Below are 12,754 nucleotides of genomic sequence, written 5' to 3'. Positions count from 1 at the left end.
CCCTGCCTTACGGCTTGGGCAGGGTGCAGCCGCTCGCGCTCAGGTCGAGCTTGTTGTCGATCCCGAAGCAGGCCGGGATTCCGTAGGTCTCCTGGGCGTAGTTGATGCCCTTGCGGACGGTCACGGTGCCGTTCGCGTCGACCTCGCACGGGTTGTTCACCGTGCAGCGCTCACCGTCCTCGTTGCCGGTGTTGTTGATGGCGACGACCTTGTTGGTGGCCTGGTCGACGACGGGCGAGCCGGACGTGCCGCCGATGGTGTTGCAGGCGGAGGTGTAACGGACCGAGTCCTTCCAGGTCCAGTCGCCCTCCTTCAAGCGGTACGCGAACCCGTCGATGGAGCAGCTGTAGATCCGCTTCCAGTAGCCGGAGGGGATGCTGATGGCGGTGCCGGCCACCGGGTGGGTGTCGTTCAGCGTCAGCGCGTTGATGTTGTACGAGCTCTTGATCTGCGCGTACGTGGTGGTGAGCTGGTACAGCGCGACGTCCGTGTCGGTCATCGTGCCGTAGGCGAGCTTGGCGGCGCGCAGGGTGGCGACGCGCGAGCCGGAGGAGTTGAGCAGGCTGAAGGTGCGGCTGGAGGCCTTGTCGACGAGGACCTGGCCGGGGCCGGGGAAGCCGGATTCCAGGCAGTGGCCGTTGGTCATCACGAGCGCCGGGTCGTCGGCCTCGGAGTCCGGCATCCGGACGACCGAGCCGGAGCAGTTGCTGAGCGCCACGGTGCCGGCGAAGTTCACGGCCTTGGCCGACGGGTTGGTGAGCCCGGACAGCGTCTGCTCCACGGACGTGACCACGCCCGAGACGGCGGACGTGGCCGAGCCCGTGTCCGCGGCCTTGCCGACGCCCGTGGGGGCGGCGTCGGCGGCGGTCGCGGGAGCCGCGCCGGCCCCGGCTATCGCCAGGGCGCAGAACGCGGCGGCGAGAGGTTTTCTCATGGGGGGTCCCCTCTTGCGACGAGGCGGCCGGAAATCTTCCGGCCGCCTGCACTGTTGTCATGTGCATTGTGATCGTCACAAGGGGGCGGCACAAGAACCCGTTCCACAACCGGAATGCCGACGTCCGGCCCGACCCTACTCAACCGCCCTTACCGGAGGGTCACTTGGGTCCCTTCGTGCCGCCGCGGCCGCGCCCCGGATTGTCACCGGAGTTGCCGGGCGCCGTGGCCGTGGCGGTGGGGGCGGTGGCCGCCGGGGCACTGCTCGTCGACCCCGTGGCCTGGGGCGCGCCGTCCGTGCCGGACGCGGACGGGGTGCGGCCCACCGCGGAGGACGGCGGCACGGACGTCTCTCCGGACGACCCGTCAGAACCGTCAGAACCGTCCGGCCGGCCGGCGAGCGGAACGTCGGGGGTCGGCGCCGGGCCGGTACCCGCGGTCTCCGCCGCGGACGTCTCCCCCGCCGTCGGACCCGTGCGGCCGCCCTCGCCGCCCCGCGCGCCCCCGGAGGGCCCGCCCGACAGGGAGAACCCGGCGATCAGAGCGACCGCCGACACGGCCCCCACGGCACCGGCGGCGACCGCCACGCGGCGCGGGAGCCGCGGAGCGGGCTTGCGCCGGGCGCGGTGGCCCGCACCCGTCCGGCCACGCGCCGGCACCGCAGGCAGCTCACGGGTGTCACCGGCGCCGTCCGCACCGCCCGTGCCGTCGGGGTGCAGGCGGCCGGGGGTGCCGCCGGGGTACGCGCCCGGGGTGTCCGCGCCGTACCCCGGCCCCCCGGCGCCGCCGGCCGCCGCGTCGTACACGTCCTGCCATCCGTGCGCCGCAGCCGGATCGGCGTAGGCGTCGTAGACCGGAGGCGCGGCGGACTGCGGCAGGTACACGTTCGGGGCGCCCTGCGGCTCGCTGCCGGTCACTCCGTCGGCGTACTCGAATGACTTGGACATGGCGGCGCATTCTAGGGACCGAAGGTGCTGGTGGGACAGCGCGCGGCGATATCGCCCCAAACCCCCGCGTCTCACGTGGCGGAAAACACGACCCGGGACGCGTTACCGGGCCGTAAGCTCCCAGGCATGCAGGTGATCCAGTCGACCAAGCTCGCCAACGTCTGTTACGAGATCCGGGGCCCGGTGCTCGAGGAGGCGATGCGGCTGGAAGCGGCCGGTCACCGGATCCTCAAGCTCAACACCGGCAACCCGGCGGCGTTCGGCTTCGAGTGCCCGCCCGAGATCCTGGAGGACATCCTCCGCAACGTGTCGTCGGCGCACGGCTACGGCGACGCCAAGGGACTGCTGGCGGCCCGCCGGGCCGTGGTCATGCACAACCAGACCCTCGGCATAGAGACGGACGTCGAGCACGTCTTCATCGGCAACGGCGTGTCCGAGCTGATCGTGATGGCGATGCAGGGCCTGCTGGACGACGGTGACGAGGTCCTCGTGCCCGCGCCCGACTACCCGCTGTGGACCGCCGCCGTCTCCCTGTCCGGCGGCACCGCCGTGCACTACCGCTGCGACGAGCAGGCTGACTGGATGCCGGACCTCGCCGACATCGAGCGCAAGGTCACCGACCGGACCAAGGCGCTCGTGATCATCAACCCCAACAACCCGACGGGGGCCGTCTACGACGAGGCGATGATCAAGGGCCTGACCGACATCGCCCGCCGGCACAACCTGCTCGTCTGCTCCGACGAGATCTACGACAAGATCCTCTACGACGGCGCCACGCACACGCCGACCGCCTCCGTGGCCCCCGACCTGCTCACCCTCACCTTCAACGGCATGTCGAAGGCCTACCGGGTGGCCGGTTACCGGGTCGGCTGGATGTCGATCTCCGGGCCGCGCGCCCACGCCGATTCCTACATCGAGGGTCTGACGATCCTGGCGAACATGCGCCTGTGCGCGAACATGCCCGGGCAGCACGGAGTCGTCGCGGCGCTCAGCGGGCGGCAGACGATCAACGACCTGGTACTGCCGGGCGGCCGGCTGCGCGAGCAGCGGGACACGGCCTACGAGCTGCTGACCCAGATCCCCGGTGTGACCTGCGTGAAGCCCAAGGGCGCGCTGTACCTCTTCCCGCGCCTCGACCCGAAGGTCTTCAAGATCAAGGACGACCGCCGCATGGTCCTGGACCTGCTCCGGCGCGAGAAGATCATGGTCGTGCAGGGCACGGGCTTCAACTGGCCGGAGCCGGACCACTTCCGGGTGGTGACCCTGCCGACGGTCGGGGACCTGACCGACGCGGTGGGACGGATCGGGCACTTCCTGGACGGCTACAGCCAGCCCTGATCCGACGGAAGACGACCCTCGACCTGCCCGCTCACCCTACGTGCGCGGGCAGTCCGGTTTTGTGAACAACTCAACTTTAGACGAAATCTAAGCTAGGATGGTTTCCTGTAAAACCTCAGGAGGCCTTCCCATGTACGAACCGATCCGCGCCAAGTCGGTCCACAGCACGGTGGACGGCCCCAACCCGGACTTCCCCCACCGTTCCCGTGAGGAAGAGCTGGACATCCAGCTCGCGGGCCATCTCGCCGCCCTGCTCGCCGTCACGGACGAGCTGCGCGCGACCGGGGCCTCGGCCGACCTGGACACCGCGGCGGAGCGGCTCGCGGAGCAGGTGAGCAGGCTGCGCGGAGGACGCACCCCGGTGCGCGCGCCGATGAGCGGCCGGCCCGAGCGGGACACCACCGCCCTGCACCGGCGGGCGCACGCCCTGGCGGGTCGCGCGCTGGTCGTCGCCGCCTCCCGGGCCGACACGGCGGCCGCGATCCTGGCCGCCGAGCGGATGGACGCCCACACCGCGGCGCTGGAGCCGCGCACCCTGGCGTCCCGCTGAGCCCCGCGGGGCTCCCCCTGACGGCCCCGGTCCGCGCGCACCCGCAGCGACGCGCGGACCGGGCGCCACTAACCCCTCTGTGAGGACCGTCGGGTACCCGCACCCGGAGCTCGTCACGCCTGCCGCAGACCCGCAATCGCCCGATCGTCCCCCGATTGCCGGCCGCCGCGAGAACGCCCGAGCGCTCCGGTCGACGTAGGCAGTCGGCCGGAGCGCTCGGTCATCCATCGGCACGTTCGTGAGCCCGCGGGGCGGGCCGCGCCGAAGCGGGCGGGAGTGGGCCTGTCGCCGGCGGTTTCCGTCGGGGCGGACGGAGAGCGGCGACGGGCCCGGAACCCCGCACGCCGTTGTGCGGGCCCCGCCAGTCGGTTCCGCGGCCGGCCGTGACGATGTTGCTGGTCAGGGCACTGTCGGTTCCAGCCGGCCGCGGAGTACAGGGGGTGGGATCAGCCGAGGCGCTCCACCAGCGCGCGGTACTGGTCCCACAGTTCCTTCGGCGTGTGCTCGCCGAAGGTGTTGAGGTGCTCGGGGACCAGGGCGGCCTCCTCGCGCCAGACCTGCTTGTCGACCGTGAGCAGGAACTCCAGGTCGGACTCGGCCAGTTCCAGGCCGTCGGTGTCGAGGGCGTCCTTCGTCGGCAGGATGCCGATCGGGGTCTCGACGCCCTCGGCCGTGCCGTCCAGGCGCTCCACGATCCACTTCAGGACCCGGGAGTTCTCGCCGAAGCCGGGCCAGACGAACTTGCCCTCGTCGTCCTTGCGGAACCAGTTGACGTAGTAGATCTTCGGCAGCTTGGACTGGTCCTTGTCCTTGGCCACGTCGATCCAGTGGGCCATGTAGTCGCCCATGTTGTAACCGCAGAACGGCAGCATCGCGAACGGGTCGCGGCGCAGCTCGCCGACCTTGCCCTCGGCGGCGGCGGTCTTCTCGGAGGCCACGTTGGCGCCGAGGAAGACGCCGTGGTTCCAGTCGAAGGACTCCGTCACCAGCGGTACGGCGGTGGCGCGGCGGCCGCCGAAGAGGATCGCCGAGATCGGCACGCCCTTGGGGTCCTCCCACTCGGGCGCGATGATCGGGCACTGCGAGGCCGGGACGGTGAAACGGGCGTTGGGGTGGGCGGCCGGGACGCCGGACTCGGGCGTCCAGTCGTTGCCCTTCCAGTCCGTCAGGTGGGCCGGGGACTCCTCGGTCATGCCCTCCCACCACACGTCGTTGTCGTCGGTGAGGGCGACGTTGGTGAAGACGGAGTTGCCCCACAGGGTCTTCATTGCGTTGGCGTTGGTGTGCTCGCCGGTGCCGGGCGCGACGCCGAAGAAGCCGGCCTCGGGGTTGATGGCGTAGAGCCGGCCGTCCTCGCCGAAGCGCATCCAGGCGATGTCGTCGCCGATGGTCTCGACCGTCCAGCCGGGGACGGTCGGCTCCAGCATGGCGAGGTTGGTCTTGCCGCAGGCGCTCGGGAAGGCGGCGGCGACGTACTTGGCCTCGCCGCGCGGCGGGGTCAGCTTCAGCACGAGCATGTGCTCGGCGAGCCAGCCCTCGTCACGGGCCATGACGGAGGCGATGCGCAGGGCGTAGCACTTCTTGCCGAGCAGGGCGTTGCCGCCGTAGCCGGAGCCGTAGGACCAGATCTCGCGGTCCTCGGGGAAGTGCGAGATGTACTTGGTCTGGTTGCAGGGCCAGGGGACGTCCGCCTGGCCGGGCTCCAGCGGGGCGCCCAGGGTGTGGACGGCCTTGACGAAGAAGCCATCGGAGCCGAGCTCGTCCAGGACGGCCTGGCCCATGCGCGTCATGGTGCGCATGGAGACGGCGACGTACGCCGAGTCGGTGATCTCCACGCCGAGTGCGGACAGCGGCGAGCCGAGCGGGCCCATGCAGAAGGGCACGACGTACATGGTCCGGCCGCGCATCGAGCCGCGGAACAGACCGCCCTGCCCTCCGGAGCCCTGGAAGATCTCCCGCATCTCGGCGGGGGCCTTCCAGTGGTTGGTCGGGCCGGCGTCCGCCTCCTTCTCGGAGCAGATGAAGGTCCGGTCCTCCACGCGGGCGACGTCGGTGGGGTCGGAGGCCGCGTAGTAGGAGTGGGGGCGCTTGATCGGGTCGAGTTTGCGGAAGGTGCCCTTTTCCACGAGCTCTTCGCACAGTCGCTCGTACTCGGCCTCGGATCCGTCACACCAGACCACGTTGTCCGGCTGGGTCAGTTCAGCGATCTCGTTGACCCACGAGATCAGCCCCTGATGGGTGGTGGGGACGGTGGGAGCCGCGATGTCGCGCGCCACGATTGCTCCTAAATGAGGGATTTTTTGTGATGTGGAGGCCCCGTGGGGGCTGCGACCCGGATGCTTCACGGAGGATCTTGGGCGCTCATCCGGTGCCGACCGCACTCATTTGATCATCCGACGTTCGCGCCCATCTGTCCAGAGGAGTGCACAGGTGAGCAACGTGAGGCTCGCCACGGTTTTCCGCGCCGCTTTACGTGTACGTTGCGTTCACCTGACCGACCGTTTGCGTAACCGTCGCCGGGCCGGAGTGAGAGGATGGCCACTCTTCGCCGGTCAAGCCGAGGCGCTGATCCGTCACTTACGGTTCCGTAGCTACCATTCGGCCATGACTGCGTTCGTCCCCGACGCGCCCTCGGACTCGGCGGCCGACGGCCACGGTCCACAGGCGCTCTCCCTGCCTCACCCGGTGAAGCCGAAACTGCGTGGCTGGCTGCACCTCGGCATGTTTCCGGCCGTTCTGGTCGCGGGTCTGGTGCTGACCGCCCTCGCCGACTCCTCCAGAGGGCGCATCGCCTGCGGCGTCTTCGCTCTGACCGCATGCCTGCTGTTCGGCGTGAGCGCGCTGTACCACCGGGGCGACTGGAGCCCGCGCATGGACGGCGTCCTGCGCCGGCTGGACCACGCCAACATCTTCCTGATCATCGCGGGCACCTACACACCGCTGACCATGCTGCTCCTGCCGGACTCCAAGGGCCGGTGGCTGCTGTGGGGCATCTGGAGCGCGGCCGTGGCCGGCATCCTCTTCCGCGTCTTCTGGGTCGGCGCCCCGCGCTGGCTCTACACACCGTGTTACATCGCCATGGGCTGGGCGGCCGTCTTCTACCTGCCCGACTTCATGCGCACCGGCGGTGTCGCCGTCCTCGTCCTGGTCGTCGTCGGCGGCCTGCTCTACAGCGCGGGCGGCGTGGTCTACGGGATCAAGCGGCCGAACCCGTCGCCGCGCTGGTTCGGCTTCCACGAGGTGTTCCACTCCCTCACCCTGGCGGCCTTCATCGCGCACTACGTGGGGATCTCGCTGGTGGCGTACCAGCACGGGTAGCAGCTGCCGCACAGCACAGGGCCACGGCTTTCGCGCCGTGGCCCTTTCTCATGCCCCCGCACGTTGACAGTGGAACTCTTTTGAGAGTAACTCTCATTTCATGGCTACTGTCACTCAGCAGGACCGGAGGTCCGGGGACCCCCGCCGCTGGTGGGCGCTCGGCGCCCTCGTCGCGAGCATGCTGGTGCTCGGTTTCGATCTGACGATCCTCAACGTGGCGCTGCCGACGATGGCCTCGCAGCTGGACGCGACCACCGGCGAGCTGCAGTGGATCGTGGACTCCTACGTCGTCGTGTTCGCGGCGCTGATGCTGCCCGCCGGACTGCTCGGCGACCGGTTCGGGCGGCGCCGGATGCTGGTCACGGGCCTGGTGGTGTTCCTCGCCGGGTCGCTGGCCGGCACGGTGGTCGACACCCCGGAGCCGGTGATCGCGGCGCGCTCCCTGATGGGTCTCGGCGCCGCACTGGTGATTCCGCTCGGCCTGTCCGTGCTGCCGTCGATGTTCGGCGAGGAGGAGCGCGGCAAGGCCGTCGCCGCCGTCACCGCGTCCATGGCCGCGGGGATGCCGCTCGGGCCGCTGATCGGCGGGCTGCTGCTGGACCACTACTGGTGGGGCTCGATCTTCCTGATCAACATTCCCATGGCCGCGATCGGCATCGCCGCCTGTCTGCTCCTGCTGCCCGAGTCCCGCGACCCGTCCTCACCCCGGGTGGACGCCCTGTCGACCGCGTCCAGCGCGCTGGGGCTCGGTGCCCTGGTCTTCGGCATCATCGAGGCGCCCGAGCGCGGCTGGGGCAGCGGCCCGGTGCTCGGCTCGTTCACGGTGTCCGCCGTGCTGCTCGCCGCCCTCGTCGCACGGGAGCGCCGCGCGGTGCGGCCCATGCTGGACCTGAAACTGCTCGGCCACCGTGGGTTCCTGTTCAACAGCCTGGCCGCGACGCTCGGCACGTTCGTCTTCTCCGGGCTGCTGTTCACGCTGCCGACGTATCTGCAGGAGGTCGGCGGCAGCGACGCCTTCGGCACCGGGCTGCGGCTGCTGCCGATGATGGGCGGGCTGATGGTCTCCGCGCGGCTGAGCACCCCGCTGGTGCGGCGCACGGGACCACGCCCGGTGGTCACCACGGGCCTGGTGGTGCTGTGCTCGGCCGCGCTGCTCGGCTCCCGCACGGAGCCCGGCTCCGGCTACGGCTTCACCGCCCTGTGGCTGACGATCGCGGGCCTGGGCTTCGGTCTGGCGATGGTGCCCGCGATGGACGCGGCGCTCGGCGGCATCCCCGCCGAGGAGGCGGGCAGCGGCTCCGGACTGCTGATGACGCTCCGCCAGGTGGGCGGCGCCGTCGGCATCGCGCTGCTCGGCAGCCTCGTCGCGGGCGCCTACGACGACCGCCTCGACACCGCCGGTCTGCCCCGGGGGGCGGCGGACGCGGCACGCGACTCGCTCAGCGGCGCCCACGCCGTGGCCGGGCAACTGGGGCTCCCGGCGCTCGCCCGCTCCGCCGACGCCGCGTATGTGGACGGCATGTCCACGGTCCTCGTGGTCTGCGGCATCGCCGCCCTGGTGACGGCCGCGCTGACGGCACTGCTGCTGCCCGACTCGCGGCCCGCCGCTCCGGCGGGACAGGCCGGGAGACTCGGCGGACCCGAGGAGGCCGGGAAAGCCGGAGAGGCCGGGAGGCCCGGGGGGCCGTGGAAGCCCGGCGGCCCTGGGGAGGTTGGGAATGCCGGGAAGCCCGGCGGGCCCGGGAGGCCCGGGGAACCCGGGAGGCCCGGGGAACCCGGGAGGCCCGGCCGCCATGGGGAGACCGGGAGCCCCGGGGAACCCGGGAAGCCCGGCGAGCCGGGGGCCGAGGTGGCCTCGGGACCGGACGTGGCCCGGGTGGAGGCCGATGACCGACAATGAACCGCATGACCACGGCACGGACCCCTGTTCCCGAGGCCGCGCGGCATCTGGGCCTGCGGGAGCGCAAGAAGATCAAGACGCGGATCGCGATCCGGGACGCCACGTACGCCCTGGTCAAGGAGCAGGGGTACGAGGCCACCACGGTCGAGCAGATCGCGGAGCGCGCCGAGGTCTCGCCGAGCACCGTCTTCCGCTACTTCCCCACCAAGGAGGACATCGTCCTGACGGACGAGTACGACCCCTTGGTGGAGGACCTGCTGCGGGCACGGCCCCAGGACGAACCGGTCCTGGAATCGCTGCGCTGGTCGATCCGCCAGGGAATGACCATGGCCATCGCCGACGCCGCGGACTTCGAGCAGGACGACATGATCCTGCGCATCAAGCTGATGGTCGAGGTTCCCGCGCTGCGCGCGCGGATGATGGAGAGCATGTCCCTCACCGGCCGCCTGCTGTGCCGGGCGCTGGCGGAACGCAGCGGCCGCGACGAGGACGAGCTCGAAGTGCGGGTCTACGCGATGGGACTGATGGGCGCCCTGCTGGAGACGATGATCTACTGGGTCGAACGGGACTTCCGGGACGACCTGCCGGAACTGGTCGACCGCACCCTCGACACCCTCAAGGACCTGCCGAAACGGCCACCCTCTTCCGGTGCCCCCGTGGCATCCTGACCGGGTGAACGGTCCCGAGATCCAGGTCGAGTTCGCCCCCGAGCTGACGGTGTTCGTGCCCCGGGCCCGGGGGACGGGCACCGTGCGGGCAGGCACCGACGGCGTCTCCAGCCTCGGCCATGTCGTCGAGTCACTGGGCGTGCCGCTGACCGAGGTGGGCGCCCTGGTCGTGGACGGCCGTGAGGTGCCCTTCGCGCACGTCCCGTCGGCCGGCGAGGCGGTGACCGTACGGGCCGTCGCACGCCCCCAGCAGGTCCCGGGCGCACCCCTGCGCTTCCTCCTCGACGTGCACCTCGGCACGCTGGCCCGCCGGCTGCGCCTGCTCGGCGTGGACACGGCCTACGAGTCGACCGACATCGGCGACCCGGCCCTCGCGGCGCGCTCGGCGGCCGAGCAGCGGGTGATGCTGAGCCGCGACCGGGGTCTGCTGCGGCGCCGGGAGCTGTGGGCGGGGGCGTTCGTCTACAGCACCCGGCCCGAGGAGCAACTGCGCGACGTCCTGGACCGCTTCCGCCCCGTGCTGCTCCCCTGGACGCGCTGCACGGCCTGCAACGGGCTGCTCCGCAAGGCGACCAAGGACGAGGTCGCCGACCAGCTGAAGCACGGCACGCATGCCACGTACGACGTGTTCGCGCAGTGCACGGCGTGCGGCCGGGCGTACTGGAAGGGCGCGCACCACGAGCAGCTGGAGGCCATCGTGGAGCGCGCCCTGGCGGCGTCGCGCAGCAACGGCTAACGGCGTTTCACGTCGCCCTTGCCGCAGGCGGTCCCGTCCCGGTTCCGGTCCAGGCCCAGGGGGTCGTCCTTGCCGTTGACCTTCAGACGGCCGTAGTCGTTCGTCCTGAGCCACTCACAGCGTGCGGCCGTCGTCCTCTTCACGTCCGCCGGGAAGTCCGTCGGCACGCAGACGTTGATCGAGCCGTAGTGCCGGTCGCAGCCGGAGATCGTCGGGCTGACCTTCTGCGCGGTGCGCTTCTTGCCGGGCTTCACCACCTTGCCCTCGGGCGCGTCCGCGAAGTCGTGGACATGGGCCGAGGCGTCCGTCGCCTTGAGCGCCTGCGGGCCCTGGAGGTGCACCCATTTCGCCACCGACGGCACCCCGTCGGCATCGACCGCGAAGAGCATGTACCAGCCGGGCGGGGCCAGGTTGGGGTTGCTCGTCACGTTCAGGTCGACGTTGGCGCCGTCGACGGACAGCGGCAGGTCCACGAACCGCTGGTTCGGGTCCGAGGAGTGCGTGACGGCGGCCGGGCGGATCAGCTCGGCCTTGGCGATGGGCCGGTCGACGGTGATCCGCTGGGTGTCGCCGTAGTTCCACTCGGAGTCGATCACCGAGGTGATCGTGGGACGCGGCCCCTTGAACAGGTACGGCGGGCTGAACACCGACACGTCGTGGTTCCAGGAGCCGTTGCCCGGGTTGTCGCCGGTGGTCATGACCCGGCCGTCGGGGAGCAGGAACGCCGAGGAGTGGTATCCGCGCGCCTCGGGGTCCACGGCCACCGGGTCGAAGGTCTCCGACCGCGGGTCGAAGAGCGACGTCTCGTACACCGGGTTGGCGCGGTTGTGCAGGGCGCCGCCCGTCTCCAGCACCTTGCCGTCGGGCAGGAGCACCGCCGAGACGTACATCTTGCCCTGGTTCCCGGTCTGCGGGACCGGGCCGTTGCCGAGGTCGACCGTGCCCTGCGGGATGGGCGGCCCGGCCACGTAGGAGGGGCTCGGCTGCTTGAGGTCGATGATGTCGGTCAGGCGGTTCGCCTCCGGGTTGGAGTCGATGTTGCCGCCGCCGAGGGTGAGGACCTTCTGGTCCTGCGCCGGGGGCAGCAGCACGCTCGCCGACTGGTCGCGCTCGTCCTTGTCGCGCAGGCCGGGCACCTGGGTGGTGGTGTTGGCGCCGTAGTCGTAGATCGCCGAGCCCGTGCCGGGGATGTTGTTGCCGAAGACGTGGCTGCCCGAGTAGAAGAGGCGGCCGTCCTGCATCAGGATCATCGACGGGTACAGACCCCAGTACGACCAGGTCTGGTTGACCTTCCACAGCGGCTGCCACTGCTGCTCGGCCTCGGAGAACAGCTCGGCGGCGACCGAGCCGGTGGAGTCCTCGCGCAACCCGCCGAAGGAGATGACGTCACCGTTGCCGAGGATCGTCGCCGACGGGTACCAGTGGCCGTCGTTCATGTCGTTGGTCTTGGCGTAGGTCTCGGTCTCCGGGTCGAAGATGTACGAGTCCTTGTAGCCCTGGTAGCCGACGCGGCCGTCCGCCGTCGGGTAGCCCTTGTTGCCGCTCATCACGAGCACGCGCCCGTCCTGGAGCTGCACGTGGCCGGCGCAGAACATGTCCTTCGGTGTGGGAACGACCTTGTAGGAGCCGTTCGCCGGGTCGTAGACCGCCGAGGTGAAGGTGCCGGCCTCGAACATCGACTCGTCGTTGCCGGAGCCCGCGATCAGCAGCACCTTGCCGTTGTGGAGGACCACCGAGTGCATGGAGCGGACCGGGTTCCGCGTGGGCAGCACGTCCCACTTGCCGTTCGCGCACTGCTCGGCGGTGCCGGTGCACTGCGGGGGCAGGACCGGGTCGGGCACCTGGTCCATCGTGTAGTCGTCGGTGGTGGCGGAGCCCGTGCCGTAGACGGAGACGCCCCAGGAGATGCGGTCGGTGCCGGCCGGGACCTCGGGGGTGCGGACGGTGGCCTCGGTCCAGTTCCCGGCCGGGTTCAGGGTCTTGAGGTCGGTCCAGTACTGCCAGCCGGCCGTGGTGTCGTGCCGGAACAGGGTGATCGCCGCGTCCGGGGTCGTCGTCTTGTACCAGAGCCCGAGGTCGTACTGCTTGCCCGGCGTCACCACCGGCGCGCACGCGGCGGACTCGGTGATCAGCGCCTTGCGGTCGCCCTCGACGCGGCGGGTCAGCTCGACCTTCATGGCCTTGGAGCCGGTGTGCGCGTCGGCCGTGGTGGTGAACGTGAAGTCGTTGTCGCCCCAGCCGGACTTCTCCCAGCAGTACGGCATGTCGCCGGCGCCGGCGGTCTCGAAACCCGGGTTCTTGATCAGGTTGGCGGCGGACGCGGGCTGGGGCGCGGTCATCAGGAGCCCGGCCGTGAGCGCGCCC

The 12,754-nt window shown here is 70.8% G+C and carries 10 protein-coding genes; 6 read left to right on the top strand and 4 right to left on the bottom strand.

The window, feature by feature from the left end; all coding sequences use genetic code 11:
* Positions 1-7 precede the first annotated feature (7 nt).
* Positions 8-934 carry a trypsin-like peptidase domain-containing protein gene (locus tag ACFY9E_RS26595; RefSeq protein WP_390988109.1) on the bottom strand — a complete coding sequence of 309 codons (927 nt, stop codon included), beginning with the start codon at positions 932-934 and terminating at the stop codon, positions 8-10.
* Between the two features lie 160 nt (positions 935-1,094).
* A complete protein-coding gene (locus ACFY9E_RS26590) occupies positions 1,095-1,880 on the bottom strand; it encodes a hypothetical protein (protein ID WP_390988108.1) in 786 nt (261 codons plus the stop codon).
* Between the two features lie 126 nt (positions 1,881-2,006).
* Between ACFY9E_RS26590 and ACFY9E_RS26585 the strand changes: the two genes are divergently transcribed.
* Complete coding sequence (locus ACFY9E_RS26585; RefSeq protein WP_366712153.1) at positions 2,007-3,218, top strand: pyridoxal phosphate-dependent aminotransferase; 1,212 nt, start codon at positions 2,007-2,009, stop codon at positions 3,216-3,218.
* Between the two features lie 130 nt (positions 3,219-3,348).
* Positions 3,349-3,768: a hypothetical protein gene (locus tag ACFY9E_RS26580; RefSeq protein ID WP_390988106.1), complete on the top strand. Its 420-nt coding sequence runs from the start codon at positions 3,349-3,351 to the stop codon at positions 3,766-3,768.
* Positions 3,769-4,214: 446 nt separating this feature from the next.
* On the opposite strand, the gene ACFY9E_RS26575 is transcribed toward ACFY9E_RS26580, so the two are convergent.
* Entirely contained in the window at positions 4,215-6,044 is a 1,830-nt protein-coding gene (locus ACFY9E_RS26575) for a phosphoenolpyruvate carboxykinase (GTP) (RefSeq protein ID WP_390988104.1), read from the bottom strand.
* 328 nt (positions 6,045-6,372) lie between these two features.
* Between ACFY9E_RS26575 and ACFY9E_RS26570 the strand changes: the two genes are divergently transcribed.
* The 4 genes from ACFY9E_RS26570 (at position 6,373) to ACFY9E_RS26555 (ending at position 10,390) form a co-directional block, all read left to right on the top strand.
* Positions 6,373-7,086 (top strand): hemolysin III family protein, encoded by a 714-nt coding sequence (locus ACFY9E_RS26570; RefSeq protein WP_390988102.1) that lies wholly within the window; start codon positions 6,373-6,375, stop codon positions 7,084-7,086.
* 100 nt (positions 7,087-7,186) lie between these two features.
* On the top strand, positions 7,187-8,986 hold the full coding sequence (locus tag ACFY9E_RS26565; protein WP_390988100.1) for a DHA2 family efflux MFS transporter permease subunit: 1,800 nt from the start codon (positions 7,187-7,189) through the stop codon (positions 8,984-8,986).
* 5 nt (positions 8,987-8,991) lie between these two features.
* Positions 8,992-9,654 carry a TetR family transcriptional regulator gene (locus ACFY9E_RS26560; protein WP_390988098.1) on the top strand — a complete coding sequence of 221 codons (663 nt, stop codon included), beginning with the start codon at positions 8,992-8,994 and terminating at the stop codon, positions 9,652-9,654.
* 4 nt (positions 9,655-9,658) lie between these two features.
* Positions 9,659-10,390 carry a Mut7-C RNAse domain-containing protein gene (locus ACFY9E_RS26555; RefSeq protein WP_390988096.1) on the top strand — a complete coding sequence of 244 codons (732 nt, stop codon included), beginning with the start codon at positions 9,659-9,661 and terminating at the stop codon, positions 10,388-10,390.
* On the opposite strand, the gene ACFY9E_RS26550 is transcribed toward ACFY9E_RS26555, so the two are convergent.
* A complete protein-coding gene (locus ACFY9E_RS26550) occupies positions 10,387-12,729 on the bottom strand; it encodes a galactose oxidase-like domain-containing protein (RefSeq protein ID WP_390988397.1) in 2,343 nt (780 codons plus the stop codon). The genes ACFY9E_RS26555 and ACFY9E_RS26550 overlap by 4 nt on opposite strands.
* Between the last annotated feature and the right edge of the window lie 25 nt (positions 12,730-12,754).

It is taken from the genome of Streptomyces sp. NPDC012466, assembly GCF_042955215.1.
Taxonomy (GTDB): domain Bacteria; phylum Actinomycetota; class Actinomycetes; order Streptomycetales; family Streptomycetaceae; genus Streptomyces.
The sequence above is the reverse complement of the archived record's forward strand: the minus strand, read 5'-3'. Positions and strand labels throughout refer to the sequence as shown.